Here is a 19,182-nt window from a genome sequence, read left to right as displayed (position 1 = left end):
TCCAATTTGCTTGTATGTACAAGCATAGATAATTGCCTGGTGCGGGCGAGTAACACTTTCTCTCATTCAACGTTGCAGGAAGGTTAACGATGGCGCAGAAATTCAGTTTGTTGGGTTCATTGGCCCTCGGCGCAGTACTGCTGGTGGCCCTGCCGCTGGCGCAGGCCAAGGAATGGACCTCGGTCAACATCGCGACCGAAGGCTCCTACGAGCCCTGGAACGTGACCCTGCCTGGCGGCAAGATCAGCGGCTTCGAGCCCGAGCTGATGGACATCCTCTGCCAGCGCATGAAGCTTACGTGCAACATCTCGGTGCAGAACTGGGACGGCATGATCGCCAGCCTCAACGCCGGCAAATTCGATGTGCTGATGGACGCCGTGGTCATCACTGAAGACCGCAAAAAGGTCATGGCCTTCTCCATTCCCTACGCGCGCACCCCCGCCAGTTTCATCGCCCTGGACGCCAATGTGCTGCCAGGCAAGACCGGGCCGGCTAACGAGATCACCCTGGGCACCGACGAGAAGCAGATCGGCGACGCCATCGAAGGCCTGCGCAAGGCCCTCAAGGGCAAGACCATCGGCATCGCCTCGGGGACCATCTACACCGCGTTCATCGACGACCACTTCAAGGACGTCGCCACCATCCGCGAATACAACGCCTCGGCCGACACCATCCTCGACCTGCAGGCCGGCCGCATCGACGTGGCGTTCGATGACGTGACCTTCCTCGATTCGCTCAAGGCCAAGGACGGCAACAAGAACCTGGCCTACACCGGCCCGCAAATCGGCGGCCCTATCTGGGGCGACGGCGAAGGCCTGGGCTTTCGCCAGGCGGATGCCGATCTGAAAGCCAAGTTCGACGCCGCGCTGAAAGAAGCCCTGGCCGACGGCACGGTGAAAACGCTCAGCGAGAAGTGGTTCAAGCTCGACCTTACGCCCAAGTCGTAAGCGCTGCAGGGCCGGCGCCTGCGGGCGCCGGATGTTCAACGATTGAAGTGGTGGGAAAAACCTCATGAATCTCTTGCAGATGCTCAGCTTCGGTGACACCGGTTGGGGCATGGCGCTGCTCAAGGCAGCGGCCATGACCCTGCTGTTGACCCTGGCGGCGTTGCTGATCGGCGCCCTGGTGGGCAGCCTGGTGGCGGCGGCGAAACTCTCGCGCCAGCGCAGCGTGCGCTACCTGGGCGATGCCTACTCGATCCTGTTCAGAGGGATTCCTGAACTGCTGGTGATCTACCTGTTTTACTTCGGCGGCGCCAGCGTGGTGTCGGCCATCAATCATTGGTTCGGTGGCCAAGGCTACGTCGACGTGCCGCCGTTTCTGGTGGGCGCCATCGCCGTGGGCCTGATCTCCGCGTCCTACCAGGCCGAGGTGTACCGCGGTGCGTTCATCGCCGTGGCCAAGGGCGAGCTGGAAGCGGCGCTGGCCATCGGCATGACCCGCGGCATGCGCATCCGCCGCGTGCTGATCCCGCAAATCTGGCGCTACGCGCTGCCAGGCCTGGGCAACGTCTGGCAAATGAGCCTCAAGGACTCGGCGCTGATCTCGGTGATCGGCCTGGTCGAACTGATGCGCGCCAGCCAGGTGGCGGCCGGTTCCACCCGCCAGTACTTCACGTTCTACATCGTCGGCGGGGTGTGCTACCTGATCCTCACCGGCCTGTCCGGGCGCCTGTTCAACATTGCCGAAAACCGCGTGCAGCGCACCCAGCGCCGCAACCCGGCCCAGTCCTGAGAGGGTAATTGTGATGATCGACTTTGCCTTTCTCGCCGACACCATGCTCAAGCTGCTGGGCGCGCTGCCCACCACGCTGACGCTGTTTTTCTCGTCGCTGCTGCTGGGCCTGATCCTGTCGCTGGGCGTGGTGTCCATGCGCGTCAGCCGCTGGTGGTTCCTGAGCTACCCGGCGCGCTTCTACATCATGCTGTTCCGCGGCACGCCGCTGCTGATCCAGATGTTCCTGATTTACTACGGCCTGGGCCAGTTCCCGGCCATTCGCGACAGTTTCCTGTGGGTGGTGCTGAAGTCGCCCTACGGCTGCGCCGTGGTGTCGCTGGCCATGTGCACCGCCGGCTATACCGCCGAGATCATCCGTGGAGGCCTGCAAAGCGTGCCCCCTGGCCAGATCGAAGCCGGCCAGGCCGTGGGCATGAACCGCTGGACCCTGCTGTACCGGGTGATCGGCCCGGTCACCCTGCGCCAGGCGCTGCCGGCCTATTCCACCGAGGCCATCCTGCTGGTCAAGTCCACCGCCCTGGCCAGCCTGGTCACCGTGTGGGACGTGACCGGCGTGGCCCAGCAGATCATCCAGCGCACCTACCGCACCATGGAAGTGTTCATCTGCGCGGCGCTGATCTACCTGATCCTCAATTTCCTGGTGGTACGGGCCGTGGCCTGGATCGAGCATCGCCTGTCGCCGCACCTGCGCGAGCGGCCCCAGGGCCTGCCGGCGGCGCCTGCGCCTGAAGCCTCTACCCATTCCTGATTGCAGCGGAGCTTGTCATGAGTACTCAATTCCAGACCGCCCTGTCGGTCGCCAATATTCACAAGGCCTTCGGTGCAACCCAGGTGCTCAAGGGCATTTCGCTGGACGCACACAAGGGTGACGTGATCTCGATTCTGGGCGCGAGCGGCTCGGGCAAAAGTACCTTCCTGCGCTGCATCAACCTGCTGGAAACCCCGGACGAGGGCAGCATCGTGCTGGACGGCGAGGCCATCGAGATGAAGCGCCACCGCGACGGCCGCCTGCTGCCGGGCAACCGCCGCCAGGTGGAAGCCATGCGCAGCAAGCTGGGCATGGTGTTCCAGAGCTTTAACCTGTGGTCACACATGACCGTGCTGCAGAACGTCATCGAAGGCCCGATGCGCGTGCTCAAGCGCTCGCGCGCCGAATGCGTGGAAGAGGCCGAGCAACTGCTGCACAAGGTGGGCCTGTACGAGCGCCGCGATTACTACCCGGCGCACCTGTCCGGCGGCCAGCAGCAGCGCGTGGCCATCGCCCGCGCCCTGGCCATGAATCCCCAGGTGATGCTGTTCGACGAACCCACCTCGGCGCTCGACCCGGAGCTGGTGGGCGAGGTGCTGCGGGTGATGCGCTCGCTGGCTGAAGAGGGCCGCACCATGTTGGTGGTTACCCACGAAATGGGCTTCGCCCGCCATGTGTCCAACCGCGTGGTGTTCATGCAGGGCGGCCAGATCGACTGCCAGGGCACCCCCGCCGAGTTGTTTGAAGGCTTGCCGACCGAGCGTTTCCGCCAGTTCGTGTCCAGCCATCAGCAGCGTAACGCCGAGTAATCGCCACCATTTTTTGAGGGTCGTTGTATGGCTGGTTCAGTTGACCGTGCTGCGAGCACGCCATTGATCGAAAAACGCTCAATCGATTACATCCCTGAATCCGAGCGTCATGGTCGGCTATTCAGTCAGTTCACCCTTTGGCTGGGGGCCAACCTGCAGATCACCGCCATCGTCACCGGTGCCCTAGCCGTGGTGCTGGGCGGCGATGTGTTCTGGTCGCTGGTGGGCCTGCTGGTCGGCCAACTGCTGGGCGGCGGGGTGATGGCCCTGCATGCCGCCCAGGGCCCGCGCCTGGGCCTGCCGCAGATGATTTCCAGCCGCGTGCAGTTCGGCGTGTACGGCGCGGTGATCCCGCTGGTGCTGGTGTGCCTGATGTACATCGGCTTCTCGGCCAGTGGCTCGCTGCTGGCGGGGCAGGCCATCGCCCAGTTGCTGCAGGTGGATGACTGGAAGGGCATCGTCATCTTTGCCGCGCTGATCGTGGTGCTGACCATCTTTGGCTACCGCGTTATCCACATGATCGGCCGCGTTGCCAGCCTGTTGGGCGTGATTGCCTTCATTTACCTGTTCTACAAGTTGCTGGCGGGTAACGATATCGGCGCGCTGCTGGGCAACAAGCATTTCTCCCTGAGCAGCTTTTTGCTGGCGATTTCGCTGTCGGCCTCGTGGCAGATCGCGTTTGGGCCCTACGTGGCGGACTATTCGCGCTACCTGCCCAGCAAAACCTCGGTGTCGGGCACCTTCTGGGCCGTGGGCCTGGGCGCGGTGATCGGCGCGCAGGCGTCCATGGTGTTTGGCGTGTTCGCCGCGGCCCTGGCCGGCTCGCAGTTCGCCCACCACGAAGTGTCCTTCATCGTTGGCCTGGGCGGCACCGGCGCGGTGGCGGCAGCGCTGTATTTCAGCGTGGCCTTCGGCAAGGTCACCGTCACCACGCTCAATGCCTACGGCAGCTTCATGTCGATCGCCACCATCATCAGCGGCTTCCGCGGCAACCGGCATATCTCCAGCGCCCTGCGCCTGACCTACATCTTCCTGATGGTGGGCATGGCCACGCTGCTGGCGGTGCTGGGCAAGGACTCGTTCCTCAAGGACTTCTCGGCGTTCATCCTGTTCCTGCTGGCGTTCTTCACGCCCTGGAGCGCCATCAACCTGGTGGACTTCTACTGCATCACCAAAGAGCGCTACGACATCCCCGCGCTGTCCAACCCCGACGGCCGCTACGGGCGCTGGAACCTGCCGGGCATCAGCATCTACGTGATCGGCGTGCTGATCCAGATGCCGTTCATCTCCACCCACTTCTACACCGGCCCGTTGGTGGCCAGGCTGGGTGACACCGATATTTCCTGGATCATCGGCCTGGTGGTGCCGGCGGTGCTGTATTACCTGGTGGCCACGCGCTGCAAGCGGTCGATCCCCGAGCGCCTGATCCTGCCAGGCGAGGCCCCGGTTGCTCATGACGAACTCGGGAAGGCTATACCTCAGGGGACCTTCTGACGTGTGAGAGCCGCCCATGTTCCCCGATAACCTGACCTTCTCCATCGCCGACTGGGTCAACCGTGGCGTCGACGCCCTGGTGACCCGTTACGGCGACTTCTTCCGGCACGTGTCCGAGTCGCTGCTGTGGCTGATCGTGCGCCTGGAAAACGGCCTGCGGGCGCTGCCCTGGTGGCTGGTGCTGCTGATCGTCGGCGCCGTTGCCCTGCACGCCACGCGGCGGCTGGTCAGCGCGGTGGTGATCATGGGCCTGCTGTTTCTGGTGGGGGCCGTGGGGCTGTGGGACAAGTTGCTGCTGACCCTGGCGCTGATGCTGGTGGCCACGGTGATTTCGGTGCTGATCGGCATCCCCCTGGGCATCCTGGCCGCGCGCAGCAACCGCTTGCGCGCGGTGCTGATGCCGCTGCTGGACATCATGCAGACGCTGCCCAGCTTCGTGTACCTGATCCCGGTGCTGATGCTGTTCGGCCTGGGCAAGGTGCCGGCCATCTTCGCCACGGTGATTTACGCCGCGCCGCCGCTGATCCGCCTCACCGACCTGGGCATCCGCCAGGTCGACCGCGAGGTGATGGAGGCGGTCAACGCCTTCGGGGCCAGCCGCTGGCAGCAGTTGTTCGGCGTGCAGTTGCCGCTGGCGCTGCCCAGCATCATGGCCGGGGTCAACCAGACCACCATGATGGCGCTGTCGATGGTGGTCATCGCTTCCATGATCGGTGCGCGGGGCCTGGGCGAGGACGTGCTGGTGGGCATCCAGACGCTGAATATCGGCCTTGGCCTGGAGGCAGGCCTGGCCATCGTCATCCTGGCCGTGGTCATCGACCGCATCACCCAAGCGTACGGGCGTTCGCGCCACGAGGTGCGCCCATGATCGAGGTGCGCAACGTGTCCAAGGTGTTCGGCGCCAAACCGGAGCGGGCGTTGGCCATGCGCCGCGAGGGGGCCAGCAAGGACCAGGTGTTGGCCGCCACCGGCTGCGTGATCGGCGTCGATGACCTGTCGCTGACGGTGGAGCAGGGCGAGATCTTCGTGATCATGGGCCTGTCCGGCTCGGGCAAGTCGACGCTGGTGCGGCATTTGAATCGGCTGATCGACCCCACCAGCGGGCAGATTCTGGTCGATGGCCAGGACATCCTGGGCTACGACCGCCACGCCCTGCGCGAATTTCGTCGGCACAACGTCAGCATGGTGTTCCAGAGCTTCGGCCTGCTGCCCCATCGCACCGTGCTGGAAAACGTCGCCTACGGTTTGAAAGTGCGGGCCGAAAGCCGCCAGCAGTGCGCCGAGCGCGCCGCCCACTGGATTGCCGCCGTGGGCCTGCAAGGTTATGAAAAAGCCTGGCCGGCGCAGCTTTCCGGCGGCATGCGCCAGCGCGTGGGCCTGGCGCGGGCGCTGGCGACCGATACGCCGATCATCCTGATGGACGAGGCTTTCAGCGCCCTCGACCCGCTGATCCGCGCCGAAATGCAGGACCAACTGCTGGCGCTGCAGCAAAGCCTGCACAAGACCATCGTGTTCATCACCCACGACCTGGACGAAGCCGTCCGGCTGGGCAACCGCATTGCCATCCTGCGCGACGGCCGCCTGATTCAGGTGGGCGCTGCGCAGGACATTCTTCATCACCCGGCCGACGACTACGTGGATCGTTTTGTGCGGCGCCGGGTGGCCACTTTTTAAGGAGCGTTGTAGATGTTGTTGGCCGAAAACGTCGTAATCGCCGATGCACGCTTGCGTTGGCAGGATGTGGTCGCCGTGGCGCGCTTTGGCGCGCGCCTGGAACTGTCGGCCCAGGCCTGGGCGCGTATCGATAACGCCCAGGCGATTGTGCAGCGCATCGTCGAGAGCGGTGAGCGCGCCTATGGCGTCAATACCGGCCTGGGCGCGCTGTGCAACGTGTCGCTGCAGGACGAGCAACTCAGCCAGCTGTCGCGCAACACCTTGCTCAGCCATGCCTGCGGGGTGGGCAAGCCGCTGACCGACGAGCAGACCCGGGCGATCATCTGCGCGGCCATCATCAACTTCTGCCAGGGCAAATCCGGCCTGCACCGCCAGGTGGTCGAGGCCCTGCTGGCGCTGCTCAATCGCGGTATCACCCCGCAGGTGCCGTCCCAGGGCTCGGTGGGCTACCTGACGCACATGGCGCATATCGGCGTGGGCCTGCTGGGCATCGGTCCGGTCAGCTATCGCGGGCGGATCGTCGACGCTGCCCAGGCCTTCGCTGCCGAGGGCCTGCAACCGGTGATTCTCGGTGCCAAGGACGGGCTGTGCCTGGTCAACGGCACGCCATGCATGACCGGCCTCAGCTGCCTGGCCCTGGACGACGCCTGGCGCCTGACCGGCTGGGCTGACGTGATCGGCGCCATGAGCTTCGAGGCCCTGCGCGGGCAGATCGATGCCTTCGATCCGGCCATTATCAGCCTCAAGCCGCACCCCGGCATGCAGGTGGTGGCGAAAAACCTGCGCTGGCTGCTGGCCGACAGTGAAGTGATCGCCAGCAGCCGTGGCATTCGTACCCAAGACGCCTTGAGCATCCGCTCGATTCCGCAGGTGCACGGCGCCTCGCGGGACCAGTTGGAGCATGCGGCGCGGCAGATCGAGATCGAACTCAACTCGGCCACCGACAACCCGCTGCTGCTGGGCACCCCCGAGGATTATCGGGTGATGTCCCAGGCCAACCCCCACGGCCAGTCCGTGGCCATGGCCGCCGATGTGCTGGCGATCACCGTGGCCGAAATCGGCGCCATCGCCGAGCGCCGCCTGGACCGCATGATCAACCCGCTGGTCAGCGGCCTGCCGGCGTTTTTGGTCAGTCAGCCGGGCGTCAACTCGGGGATGATGATCGTCCAATACGTCGCCGCCTCGTTGTGCGCCGAAAATCGCCAGCTAGCGCAGCCGGCGGTTGTGGATAACTACGTGACCTCCGGCCTGCAGGAAGACCACCTGAGCATGGGCACCAACGCCTCGCTCAAGCTGCACCGGGCGCTGGAGAACTGCACGCAGATCCTCGCCATCGAATACCTGCTGGCCGCCCAGGCCTTCGAATTTCTCAAGGAGCAGCGCTTCGGCGCCGGCACCGACACCGCCTGGCGCCTGCTGCGCGAGCGCATCCCGCCTTATGACCAGGACCGCTGGCTGGCGCCGGACATCGCCGCCAGCGCCGCCATCCTCAAGGATCCGGCCCTGCTGGGCCGCACCTTCCCTGAATTGTTCCAGGAGACCCTGTGATGAAAACCCTGTGGCAGCACTGCCATGTGGCCACCATGGCCCATGGCAAGTACTCGATCATCGAAGACGCGGCGATCCTCACCGCCGACGGCCTGATCGAATGGGTCGGCCCGCGCAGCGAAGCACCGGCAGGGCAGGGCGTTGACCTGGGCGGCGCCTGGGTGACACCGGGCCTGATTGACTGCCACACCCACACGGTGTTCGGCGGCAACCGCAGCGGCGAGTTCGAGCAGCGTTTGCAGGGCGTCAGCTACGCGGAGATCGCCGCGGCAGGTGGCGGCATCGTCAGCACCGTGCGCGCCACCCGCGCGGCCAGCGAGGACGAACTGTTCGCCAGCGCGCGCAAGCGCCTGGTCAGCCTGCTGCGTGACGGCGTCACCACCGTGGAAATCAAGAGCGGTTACGGCCTGGACCTGGCTAGCGAGCGCAAGATGCTGCGCGTCATTCGCCGCCTGGGCGAAGCGCTGCCGGTCAGCGTGCGCGCCACCTGCCTGGCCGCCCACGCGCTGCCGCCGGAGTACAAGGACCGCGCCGACGACTACATCGCGCATATCTGCGACGAGATGCTGCCGGCGCTGGTCGCTGAAGGGCTGGTCGACGCCGTGGATGCCTTTTGTGAATACCTGGCGTTTTCCCCGGCGCAGGTCGAGAAGGTGTTCCTCAAGGCCCGCGAGTTGGGCATCCCGGTGAAGCTGCACGCCGAGCAGTTGTCGTCGCTGCATGGCTCAAGCTTGGCCGCGCGCTACCAGGCGCTGTCGGCCGACCACCTGGAATTCATGACCGAAGACGACTGCATGGCCATGGCCGCCGCCGGCACCGTGGCGGTGCTGCTGCCGGGCGCCTTCTACTTCCTGCGCGAAACCCAGCTGCCGCCCATGGACGCCCTGCGCAAGCACGGCGTGGCCATTGCCATCGCCAGCGACCTCAACCCCGGCACCTCGCCGGCGCTGTCGGTGCGGTTGATGCTGAACATGGCCTGCACCCTGTTCCGCATGACCCCCGAGGAGGCGTTGGCCGGTGCCACCGTGCACGCCGCCAAGGCCCTGGGCCTGGGCGCCAGCCATGGTTCGCTGGAAGTGGGCAAGGTCGCCGACTTCGTCGCCTGGGACATCGAGCGCCCGGCGGACCTGGCGTACTGGCTGGGCGGTGAATTGAACAAGCGCGTCGTGCGTCACGGCGCGGAAGTCATTGTGGGAGACATCACCTGTGGATAACGTCCTGACCTTCAAGCGCGGCCGCGTGCCGCTGCTGATCAGCATGCCCCATGCCGGCCTGCGCCTGACCCCGGCGGTGGAGAGCGGCTTGATCGACGAGGCGAAAAGCCTGCCTGACACCGATTGGCATATCCCGCGCCTGTACGACTTCGCTGATGAACTGGGCGCCAGTGTCGTCGCGGCCGAGTATTCGCGCTTCGTCATCGACCTGAACCGGCCATCGGACAACAAGCCGCTGTATGCGGGGGCTACCACCGGCTTGTACCCGGAGACGCTGTTCGATGGCGTGCCGTTGTTCCATCAACAGCCCTCTGATGCCGAGCGTGCTCGCTACCTGGAAGAAATCTGGGTGCCGTACCACCGCACCATCGAGCAGGAGCTGGCGCGTTTGCGTGAAGAATTCGGCTATGCCCTGCTGTGGGACGCGCATTCCATCCGCTCCCACGTGCCGCATCTGTTCGAGGGGCGGCTGCCGGACTTCAACCTGGGCACTTTCAACGGTGCCAGCTGCGATCCCGAGCTGGCGCGGCGCCTGGAAAGCGTGTGTGCAGGCTTTGGCGACTACAGCCATGTGCTCAACGGGCGTTTCAAGGGCGGGCACATTACCCGTCATTTTGGCGACCCGGCGAAGCATATCCACGCCGTTCAGCTGGAATTGGCGCAGAGCGCGTACATGGAAGAATTCGAGCCGTTCAATTACCGGGAAGATTTGGCCCGGCCGACGCAGGTGGTGCTCAAGGCGTTGCTCAGCGAACTGCTGGCCTGGGCCCAGCAACACTACCCCCGCTGACCTCAAGACAACCTGAATACTGTGAGGGGCTTTGGTCTTTGGCTGTCTGTACCGGCCTCTCGCGAGCAAGCTTTGCTCCCACAGTGTCAAGGCCCGCATCGGTGCTTGCCTAAAGCCTTGGGGGCACATTCGCTCCCACAGAACCAATGCAACTACCGATATGAGCCTTGACACTGTGGGAGCAAAGCTTGCTCGCGAGAGGCCGGTACAGGTTGTACAGCCCCTTGGAATTTCCCACAGTGTCCATGTCACAGGCGGTTGAGGGTAATGACCAGTGGCGTTTCGGCCATGGCTGCAATACCCCCTGACATCAAGGGGGCATGATCTGTAAGCGATTCGGGTTTATGATGCCTGACGGCACTTATGACAGAAGTCCCAGCAGGGATGACCCAACACCCTTACGGAGCGTGCAATGCAGACTTTGTACCCGCAGATCAAACCCTACGCCCGGCACGATCTGGCCGTGCAAGCGCCGCATGTGCTGTATGTCGATGAAAGCGGCTCGCCCGAGGGCTTGCCGGTACTGTTCATCCACGGTGGCCCCGGCGCAGGCTGCGATGCCCAGAGCCGATGCTATTTCGACCCGAACTTGTATCGAATTGTCACCTTCGACCAGCGCGGCTGCGGCCGTTCCACGCCCCACGCCAGCCTGGAAAACAACACCACCTGGGACCTGGTGGCCGACATGGAGCGCATCCGCGAGCACCTGGGCATCGAAAAATGGGTGCTGTTCGGCGGTTCCTGGGGTTCCACCCTGGCCCTGGCCTACGCGCAAACCCACCCCGAGCGTGTGCATGGCCTGATCCTGCGCGGCATCTTCCTGTGCCGCCCGCAGGAAATTCAGTGGTTCTACCAGGAAGGCGCCAGCCGCATGTTCCCTGACTACTGGCAGGACTACGTGGCACCGATCCCGGCGGATGAGCGTCACGACTTGCTCAAGGCCTTCCACAAGCGCCTCACCGGCAGCGACCAGATCGCCCAGATGCACGCCGCCAAGGCCTGGTCCACTTGGGAAGGCCGCACCGCCACGCTGCGCCCCAACCCGCTGGTGGTCGATCGCTTCTCCGAGCCCCAGCGCGCGTTGTCCATCGCCCGAATCGAATGCCACTACTTCATGAACAATGCCTTCATGGAGCCCGACCAGCTGATCCGCGACGTACCGAAGATCGCCCACCTGCCAGCCGTCATCGTGCATGGCCGCTATGACGTGATCTGCCCGCTGGACAACGCCTGGGCGCTGCACCAGGCCTGGCCCAACAGCGAGCTGCAGGTGATCCGCGACGCTGGCCACGCTGCGTCCGAGCCGGGCATCACCGATGCGCTGGTGCGTGCCTGTGACCAGATGGCCCGGCGTTTGCTGGACCTGCCCCTGGAGGAAGCGTGAAGGGGCTGCTGCAGCGGGTCCGTTCAGCGCGGGTGGAGGTCGACGGTGAAATCGTCGGCGCCATTGACCAGGGTCTGATGGTGCTGGTGGCGGTGGAACCAGAGGATACCCGCGCCAGCGCCGACAAACTTCTGCACAAGCTGCTTAACTATCGGGTGTTTTCCGATACACAGGGCAAGATGAACCTGTCGCTCAAGGACGTGGGGGGTGGCCTGCTGCTGGTTTCGCAGTTCACCCTGGCCGCCGACACCCGCAGTGGCATGCGCCCAAGCTTCTCGACGGCGGCACCGCCGGCGCTGGGTATCGAGCTTTACGACTACCTGCTGGCGCAGGCGCGGCAGCAGCATGAAGGGGTGGCGTGCGGGCGATTCGGGGCCGATATGCAGGTGCATTTGGTCAACGATGGCCCGGTGACCTTCCTGTTACAGTCATAAGTGTCCGTAAATCGTTCATTTGCACGATTTTCGGTGAGTTTGTAGCATAAAAAGTTTACATACCCTGATGCGTTGTAACGCAGGCTGCTGGATAATCTCGCGTTACGACGATCAGCGTTCGTTGATCCATTTTGTTCCAACATGAGCCTTGGCCGTCACCGTTTGGGGAATCATTGCGCCCTTTCGGAGTCGGAACAATGCTCGCCAACCCGGCACATCACAGCTGGCCGTTGGTTCTTTGATTTGTTTTTCGGCGAGGGTTGCTCGTGATTGTTAGTCCCAGTAATGCACCAAGAACCCCAGGCAAGCGCCTCCGCACCGCGCTGTTGACGGGGTCTGCACTCCTCTGCCTGCTGAGCGCGGGCCAGATCTGGGCCTTTGGCCTGGATGACGTGGCAGCCAAGGCAAAGGATCTTGCCGGGCAGAAATTCGAGGCACCCAAAAGCAATCTGCCTGCCGAATTTCGGGACATGAAGTTCGCTGACTACCAGAAAATTCGCTTTCTGAACGAAAAAGCCGAATGGGCCGGTGACAAGACCCCCTTCAAGCTGTCGTTCTACCATCAGGGCATGCACTTCGACACGCCGGTGCAAATCAACGAGATCGCCAACGACAAGGTCACGGAGATCAAGTACGACCCGGCTCGTTTCGATTTCGGCGACCTGAAATTCGATCCAAAATCCACCGAGAAACTGGGCTACGCCGGTTTCCGCGTGATGTACCCGCTCAACAAGGCTGACAAGCAGGACGAAGTCATGACCCTGCTGGGCGCCAGCTACTTCCGCGTCGTCGGCAAGGGCCACACCTACGGTCTGTCGGCTCGCGGCCTGGCCATCGACACCGCGCTGCCGTCGGGCGAAGAGTTCCCGCGCTTCACCCAGTTCTGGATCGAGAAGCCGAACCCTACCGACAAGTTCCTGGTGATCTACGCCCTGCTGGACTCGCCACGTTCCACCGGTGCTTACAAGCTGACCCTGCGTCCCGGCGAAGACACTGTGGTGGACGTCAAGTCCAAGGTGTTCCTGCGTGACCACGTCAGCCGCCTGGGCATCGCCCCGCTGACCAGCATGTTCCTGTTCGGCTCCAACCAGCCGTCGCGCGTGCTCAACTACCGCCACGAACTGCACGACTCCACCGGCCTGTCGATCCACGCCGGCAACGATGAGTGGATCTGGCGCCCGCTGAACAACCCTAAACACCTGGCCGTCAGCAGCTTCACCGTCGAGAACCCGAAAGGTTTCGGCCTGCTGCAGCGTGGCCGCGAGTTCAGCCGCTACGAAGACCTGGATGACCGCTACGACAAACGTCCAAGCGCCTGGGTAGAGCCGAAGGGCGATTGGGGCAAAGGCACCGTCGACCTGGTCGAGATCCCGACTGCCGACGAAACCAACGACAACATCGTTGCGTTCTGGAACCCGGAAAAGCTGCCTGAGCCTGGCCAGGCCCTGGACCACGACTACCGTCTGGTGTGGACCTCCAACGAAGACCAGCTGCACTCGCCTGAAACCGCCTGGGTCAAGCAGACCCTGCGCTCCACTGGCGACGTCAAGCAGTCCAACCTGATCCGTCAGCCTGACGGCAGCGTGGCCTTCCTGATCGATTTTACCGGTCCGGTGCTCGCCGCCCTGCCGGAAGACGCCCAGGTACGCAGCCAGGTCAGCGTTGGCAACAATGCCGACCTGGTCGAGAACAACCTGCGCTACAACCCGGAAACCAAAGGCTGGCGTCTGACGCTGCGCCTGAAGGTCAAAGACCCTAAACAGTCGGTGGAAATGCGCGCCGCACTGGTCAAGGACGCTCCACTGCCGCCAGCCAAACCGGCTGAGCCTGTGAAGGAAGAGAAGCCTGTCGCCAAGCACGCCAAGGCCAACGCCAAGCATGCCAAGGCTGACAAGGCCGCCGAGCAGCCTGCCGCAGCGGCTGCGCCCACCCCTCAGGAACCGGTCAAACCCGAACAGGTACTGACTGAGACCTGGAGCTACCAGTTGCCTTCCGATGAGTAATTCACAGACCCGGCCGGAATCGCTCAGCGAATACCTGGCCCACCTGCCCCTGAGCGAGCAGCAGCGCGCAGAACTTGCCCGCTGCAACTCGTTCAGCGAGCTGCATGAATACCTCTCCGCACAGCCGACGGATGAGTCGGCCGAGGCCGCCCAGGCCTCGGTCGGCCGTCGCCTGACCCTTAACAGCGCTGCCGAAATGGAAGAGGCCGAGATGCTGTCGGTCGATTCCGACGGCCACGTGCGCCTCAAGGCCACCCCGCCGATCAACCGTACGCGGGTGGTCCCGGAGCCTTGGCGCACCAACATCCTGGTGCGTGGCTGGCGTCGTCTTACCGGCCAGAAAAGTGCGCCGGAGCCGGTCAGCGACAAGCGTGAACTGCCCAAGGCGCGCTGGCGCTGGGTGGGTTCCATGCGTCGCTACATCCTGCTGGCGTTGATGCTGGGCCAGACCGTGGTCGCCGGCTACTACATGAAAGGCATCCTGCCCTATCAGGGCTGGTCGTTCGTTGACCTGGACGAAGTGCTGCATCAGTCGATCGCACAGACCGCGCAGCAAGTGCTGCCGTATGTGCTGCAGACCAGCATCCTGATCCTGTTCGGTATCCTGTTCTGCTGGGTGTCGGCGGGCTTCTGGACCGCCCTGATGGGCTTCCTGGAACTGCTGACCGGGCGCGACAAGTACCGTATTTCCGGCGCCAGCGCCGGTACCGAACCGATCGAAGCCGGTGCCCGCACCGCGCTGGTGATGCCCATCTGCAACGAAGACGTGCCCCGGGTATTCGCCGGTCTGCGCGCCACTTTCGAATCGGTGGCCGCCACGGGCGACCTGGACCGTTTCGACTTCTTCGTGCTGTCGGACACCAACGACACCGACATCGCCGTTGCCGAGCAACAGGCGTGGCTGGAGGTGTGCCGCGAGGCCAAGGGCTTCGGCAAGATCTTCTACCGCCGTCGCCGTCGCCGCGTAAAACGCAAAAGCGGCAACCTCGACGACTTCTGCCGTCGCTGGGGCAGCGACTACCGCTACATGGTGGTGCTGGACGCCGACAGCGTGATGAGCGGCGAATGCCTGACCAGCCTGGTGCGCCTGATGGAGGCCACCCCGGACGCCGGTATCATCCAGACCGCGCCGAAGGCGTCGGGCATGGACACCCTGTATGCGCGTCTGCAGCAGTTTGCCACCCGCGTGTACGGCCCGCTGTTCACCGCCGGCCTGCACTTCTGGCAGCTGGGCGAGTCGCACTACTGGGGCCACAACGCGATCATTCGCATGAAGCCGTTCATCGAGCACTGCGCCTTGGCGCCGTTGCCGGGCAAAGGGGCATTCGCGGGCGCCATCCTGTCCCACGACTTCGTCGAAGCGGCGCTGATGCGCCGTGCCGGCTGGGGCGTGTGGATTGCCTACGACCTGCCGGGCAGCTACGAAGAGCTGCCGCCCAACCTGCTCGACGAGCTCAAGCGTGACCGTCGCTGGTGCCACGGCAACCTGATGAACTTCCGCCTGTTCCTGGTAAAGGGCATGCACCCGGTGCACCGTGCGGTGTTCCTGACGGGCGTGATGTCGTACCTGTCGGCGCCGCTGTGGTTCTTCTTCCTGGTGCTGTCCACCGCGCTGCTGGCGGTGAACACGCTGATGGAGCCGGCGTACTTCTTGGAACCACGGCAGCTGTACCCGCTGTGGCCACAATGGCACCCGGAAAAAGCCGTTGCGCTGTTCTCCACCACCATCGTGCTGTTGTTCCTGCCCAAGCTGCTGAGCATCATCCTGATCTGGGCCAAGGGCGCCAAGGAATACGGCGGCCGCTTCAAGGTCACCATTTCCATGCTGATGGAGATGCTGTTCTCCATGCTGCTGGCGCCGGTGCGCATGCTGTTCCACACCCGTTTCGTGCTGGCCGCGTTCCTGGGTTGGGCTGCCACCTGGAACTCGCCACAGCGTGACGACGACTCCACCCCGTGGAGCGAAGCGGTACGCCGTCACGGTCCGCAGACCTTGCTGGGCTTCTTGTGGGCGCTGCTGGTGTGCTGGCTGAACCCAAGCTTCCTGTGGTGGCTGACGCCTATTGTCGGTTCGTTGATGCTGTCGATCCCGGTATCGGTGATTTCCAGCCGCACCAATCTGGGCCTCAGCGCTCGCGACGAGAAGCTGTTCCTGATCCCTGAGGAATACAACACGCCGCAGGAACTGATCTCCACCGATCAGTACACCCATGAGAACCGCTGGCACGCACTGAAGGACGGTTTCGTCCGCGCCGTGGTCGACCCGCAGCAGAACGCTCTGGCTTGCGCCTTGGCTACCGCCCGTCACCACTCGGTGGCGCCGGTGGAAGCCATGCGTGAAGAGCGTATCCGCAAGGCGCTGACCGTCGGCCCGCACAAGCTGGACGGCAACACGCGTCTGCACCTGCTCAGTGACCCGGTGGCCCTGGGTCGCCTGCATGCACTGGTATGGGGCGAAGGCAACGATGCCTGGCTCGAAGCCTGGCGTCAGTCGCTGGCAGCGGACCCGCATTCGCCGTTGCTGCCGCTGCAACCGCACTCGGCGACCCCGCCAGCCCTGGCGAACGCCTGATTCCGGGCCCCCGGGCACACCGCCCGGGGGCTTTGGAAACTCCCTGTAACACTGCCAACGGTCACTTTATGTCGATCATTGCGCATTAAATCCCTCATCAGCACTTGTATCACCGGACGAGTACGTTAGGATCGCACCCCGAAATGGTGCGCCCACGTATGCGGCGCCCTGAATTGCCTCACACCGCACGTTGTGAGCGTTAGTTAGGGGACTTGGTGATGAAGAAGTATCTGTCGATGCTGCTGCTGGGCGTCATGGCGCTGGGCGCAGTCGATTCCGCCCAGGCGGGAGCCATCGATGACGCTGTCAAGCGCGGCACGCTGCGGGTGGGCATGGACCCTACCTACATGCCTTTCGAAATGACCGACAAGCGCGGCGAGATCATCGGCTTTGAAGTGGACCTGCTCAAGGCCATGGCCAAGTCGATGGGCGTCAAGCTTGAGCTGGTGTCCACCAGCCTGGACGGCATCATCCCGGCGCTGATGACCGACAAGTTCGACCTGATCGGCAGCGGCCTGACCCTGACCCAGGAACGCAACCTGCGCATCAACTTCAGCGACCCCTTCATCGTGGTCGGCCAGACCCTGCTGATCCGCAAGGAGCTGCAAGGCACCATCAAGTCCTACAAGGACCTGAACGATCCCAAGTACCGCCTGACCTCCAAGGTGGGTACCACCGGCGAGATGGTCTCGCGCAAGCTGATCGCCAAGGCCCAGTACCACGGCTACGACAACGAGCAGGAAGCGGTGATGGACGTGGTCAACGGCAAGGCCGACGCCTTCGTCTATGACTCGCCGTACAACGTGGTGGCCGTGGACAAGGCCGGCAACGGCAAGCTGGTGTACCTGGACAAGCCGTTCACCTACGAACCGCTGGCCTTCGGCCTGAAGAAGGGCGACTTCGACAGCCTGAACTTCATCAACAACTTCCTGCGTCAGGCCCACGAAGACGGGTCGTACGATCGCATTCACGACAAGTGGTTCAAGAGCACCACTTGGCTCAAGGACATGGAATAAGCCCCAGTCGTCCTTGTCTGACACCAGCGCGCGGGCTTGCCCGCGCGTTCGCATTTACGGAACGCAGTAGTGATCAAACACAAAAAAGCCCAGTGGCCCTGGCACGGGCTGACGGCGCTGGTCCTGGTGGGCCTGGCCGTCGCCCTGTTTTACGCGACTTCGCTGATTTCCTATGAATGGCGCTGGAGCCGCGTGCCGCAGTACTTCGCCTACCAGGCCGAAGACGTGCAGCGCGCAAGCGGCAACGGCACCGTGGAGGCCATCGACGCCCAGGGCAAGATGACCCGGGTGACGCTCAAGGACGAAGACGGCGACCAACAGGTGTTGGACGTGGCCCAGGACAGCGTGCGCGTGTCCCAGGGCGACGACGTCAGCGAAGGCGACCCGGTAGGCGTCACCCGTCACTGGGCCGCAGGGCCGCTGGCGTGGGGCCTGTGGGCCACGGTGTGGATCTCGGTGGTGTCGGGCGTGATCGGCCTGTTCATCGGCCTGGTGGCGGGCCTGTGCCGGCTGTCCGGCAACCCGACCCTGCGTGACCTGTCCACGGTCTACGTTGAACTGGTGCGTGGCACGCCGCTGCTGGTGCAGTTGTTCATCTTCTACTTCTTCATCGGCACCGTGCTCAACCTGTCCCGCGAGTTTGCCGGCGTGGCGGCGCTGTCGCTGTTCACTGGCGCTTACGTGGCCGAGATCGTGCGTGCCGGGGTGCAGTCCATCGCCCGTGGTCAGGGCGAGGCCGCCCGTTCCCTGGGCCTCAGCGCTGGCCAGTCGATGCGCCACGTGATCTTGCCGCAGGCGTTCAAACGCGTGCTGCCACCGCTGGCCGGGCAGTTCATCAGCCTGGTCAAGGACACCTCGCTGGTGTCGGTGATTTCCATCACCGAGCTGACCAAGGCCGGCCGTGAGGCCATCACCACCTCGTTCTCCACCTTCGAGATCTGGTTCTGCGTGGCCGCCCTGTATTTGCTGATCAACCTGCCGCTGTCGCACATCGCCAGCCGGCTTGAGCGGAGGCTTGCGCAAAGTGATTGAAGTTCGTGACCTGGTAAAAGTCTTCGACACCCGTGGCCAGGTAGTGCGCGCGGTGGACCATGTGACCACGCAAGTGGCCAAGGGCGAAGTGCTGGTGGTGGTCGGGCCTTCGGGCTCGGGCAAGTCGACCTTCCTGCGCTGCCTCAATGGCCTTGAGCAGTTCGACGAAGGCACCGTGAGCATCGACGGTCTGTCCCTGGCCGATCCGAAAACCGACATCAACGCCTACCGGCGTGAAGTGGGCATGGTGTTCCAGCACTTCAACCTGTTCCCGCACATGACCGTGCTTGAGAACCTGTGCCTGGCGCAGAAGATCGTGCGCAAGCGTAGCAAGAAAGAGCGCGAAGAAAAGGCGCGCATGCTGCTGGACAAGGTAGGCATTGGCCAGAAGGCCAATGAATTCCCGTCGCGCCTGTCGGGCGGCCAGCAACAGCGCGTGGCGATTGCCCGTGCGCTGGCCATGGACCCCAAGGTCATGCTGTTCGACGAACCTACCTCGGCGCTCGACCCGGAAATGGTCGGCGAAGTACTGGACGTCATGAAGACCCTGGCGCTGGAAGGCATGACCATGATCTGCGTCACCCACGAAATGGGCTTCGCCCGCGAAGTGGCGCACCGGGTACTGTTCTTCGACCATGGCAAACTGCTGGAAGACTCCCCGCCCGAGCAGTTCTTCGCCAACCCCCGCGACCCCCGCGCCCAGGCGTTTCTGCGCCAGGTGCTGTAA

The 19,182-nt window shown here is 63.9% G+C and carries 17 protein-coding genes; all 17 read left to right on the top strand.

Annotated features, from left to right (window positions below; translation table 11 throughout):
• Window positions 1-89: 89 nt before the first annotated feature.
• The 17 genes from ACZ9GA_RS26670 to ACZ9GA_RS26590 all read left to right on the top strand — a co-directional run bounded on the left by ACZ9GA_RS26670 (window position 90) and on the right by ACZ9GA_RS26590 (window position 19,182).
• Entirely contained in the window at window positions 90-947 is an 858-nt protein-coding gene (locus ACZ9GA_RS26670) for a transporter substrate-binding domain-containing protein (RefSeq protein ID WP_457359551.1), read from the top strand.
• A gap of 64 nt (window positions 948-1,011) precedes the next feature.
• Window positions 1,012-1,734 (top strand): ABC transporter permease, encoded by a 723-nt coding sequence (locus ACZ9GA_RS26665; protein WP_027979859.1) that lies wholly within the window; start codon window positions 1,012-1,014, stop codon window positions 1,732-1,734.
• A gap of 13 nt (window positions 1,735-1,747) precedes the next feature.
• Window positions 1,748-2,485 (top strand): ABC transporter permease, encoded by a 738-nt coding sequence (locus tag ACZ9GA_RS26660; RefSeq protein WP_457359553.1) that lies wholly within the window; start codon window positions 1,748-1,750, stop codon window positions 2,483-2,485.
• A 17-nt stretch (window positions 2,486-2,502) separates the two neighbouring features.
• The gene (locus ACZ9GA_RS26655) at window positions 2,503-3,294 is read left to right on the top strand and encodes an ABC transporter ATP-binding protein (protein WP_027979857.1); all 792 of its coding nucleotides are present in this window, start codon (window positions 2,503-2,505) and stop codon (window positions 3,292-3,294) included.
• A gap of 27 nt (window positions 3,295-3,321) precedes the next feature.
• A complete protein-coding gene (locus tag ACZ9GA_RS26650) occupies window positions 3,322-4,788 on the top strand; it encodes a purine-cytosine permease family protein (RefSeq protein WP_457359555.1) in 1,467 nt (488 codons plus the stop codon).
• A gap of 16 nt (window positions 4,789-4,804) precedes the next feature.
• Window positions 4,805-5,656: an ABC transporter permease gene (locus ACZ9GA_RS26645; RefSeq protein ID WP_457359557.1), complete on the top strand. Its 852-nt coding sequence runs from the start codon at window positions 4,805-4,807 to the stop codon at window positions 5,654-5,656.
• Window positions 5,653-6,462 (top strand): quaternary amine ABC transporter ATP-binding protein, encoded by an 810-nt coding sequence (locus ACZ9GA_RS26640; protein ID WP_457359559.1) that lies wholly within the window; start codon window positions 5,653-5,655, stop codon window positions 6,460-6,462. The genes ACZ9GA_RS26645 and ACZ9GA_RS26640 overlap by 4 nt, the downstream gene beginning before the upstream one ends.
• A gap of 12 nt (window positions 6,463-6,474) precedes the next feature.
• The gene (hutH, locus tag ACZ9GA_RS26635) at window positions 6,475-8,010 is read left to right on the top strand and encodes a histidine ammonia-lyase (RefSeq protein WP_457359561.1); all 1,536 of its coding nucleotides are present in this window, start codon (window positions 6,475-6,477) and stop codon (window positions 8,008-8,010) included.
• On the top strand, window positions 8,010-9,224 hold the full coding sequence (gene hutI, locus ACZ9GA_RS26630; protein ID WP_457359563.1) for an imidazolonepropionase: 1,215 nt from the start codon (window positions 8,010-8,012) through the stop codon (window positions 9,222-9,224). Before hutH ends, hutI begins: the two co-directional genes overlap by 1 nt.
• A complete protein-coding gene (gene hutG, locus ACZ9GA_RS26625) occupies window positions 9,217-10,014 on the top strand; it encodes an N-formylglutamate deformylase (protein ID WP_457359564.1) in 798 nt (265 codons plus the stop codon). Before hutI ends, hutG begins: the two co-directional genes overlap by 8 nt.
• A 412-nt stretch (window positions 10,015-10,426) precedes the next feature.
• Window positions 10,427-11,398 (top strand): prolyl aminopeptidase, encoded by a 972-nt coding sequence (gene pip, locus ACZ9GA_RS26620; RefSeq protein ID WP_457359566.1) that lies wholly within the window; start codon window positions 10,427-10,429, stop codon window positions 11,396-11,398.
• A complete protein-coding gene (dtd, locus tag ACZ9GA_RS26615; RefSeq protein ID WP_457359567.1) occupies window positions 11,395-11,832 on the top strand; it encodes a D-aminoacyl-tRNA deacylase in 438 nt (145 codons plus the stop codon). Before pip ends, dtd begins: the two co-directional genes overlap by 4 nt.
• 266 nt (window positions 11,833-12,098) lie before the next feature.
• A complete protein-coding gene (locus ACZ9GA_RS26610; protein WP_027979849.1) occupies window positions 12,099-13,835 on the top strand; it encodes a glucan biosynthesis protein G in 1,737 nt (578 codons plus the stop codon).
• Window positions 13,828-16,407, top strand: a complete 2,580-nt coding sequence (gene mdoH / locus ACZ9GA_RS26605) for a glucans biosynthesis glucosyltransferase MdoH (protein ID WP_457359569.1) — start codon at window positions 13,828-13,830, stop codon at window positions 16,405-16,407. Before ACZ9GA_RS26610 ends, mdoH begins: the two co-directional genes overlap by 8 nt.
• Window positions 16,408-16,625: 218 nt before the next feature.
• Window positions 16,626-17,423, top strand: coding sequence for a transporter substrate-binding domain-containing protein (locus tag ACZ9GA_RS26600; protein WP_457359571.1), 798 nt, complete (start codon window positions 16,626-16,628; stop codon window positions 17,421-17,423).
• A 69-nt stretch (window positions 17,424-17,492) separates the two neighbouring features.
• Window positions 17,493-18,455, top strand: coding sequence for an amino acid ABC transporter permease (locus ACZ9GA_RS26595; RefSeq protein ID WP_457359573.1), 963 nt, complete (start codon window positions 17,493-17,495; stop codon window positions 18,453-18,455).
• Window positions 18,448-19,182, top strand: a complete 735-nt coding sequence (locus ACZ9GA_RS26590) for an amino acid ABC transporter ATP-binding protein (RefSeq protein ID WP_457363645.1) — start codon at window positions 18,448-18,450, stop codon at window positions 19,180-19,182. Before ACZ9GA_RS26595 ends, ACZ9GA_RS26590 begins: the two co-directional genes overlap by 8 nt.

Source organism: Pseudomonas sp. TE3644 (genome assembly GCF_056278815.1).
Note: the sequence above shows the minus strand (reverse complement) of the source record. Positions and strands in the feature narration are given on the sequence as shown.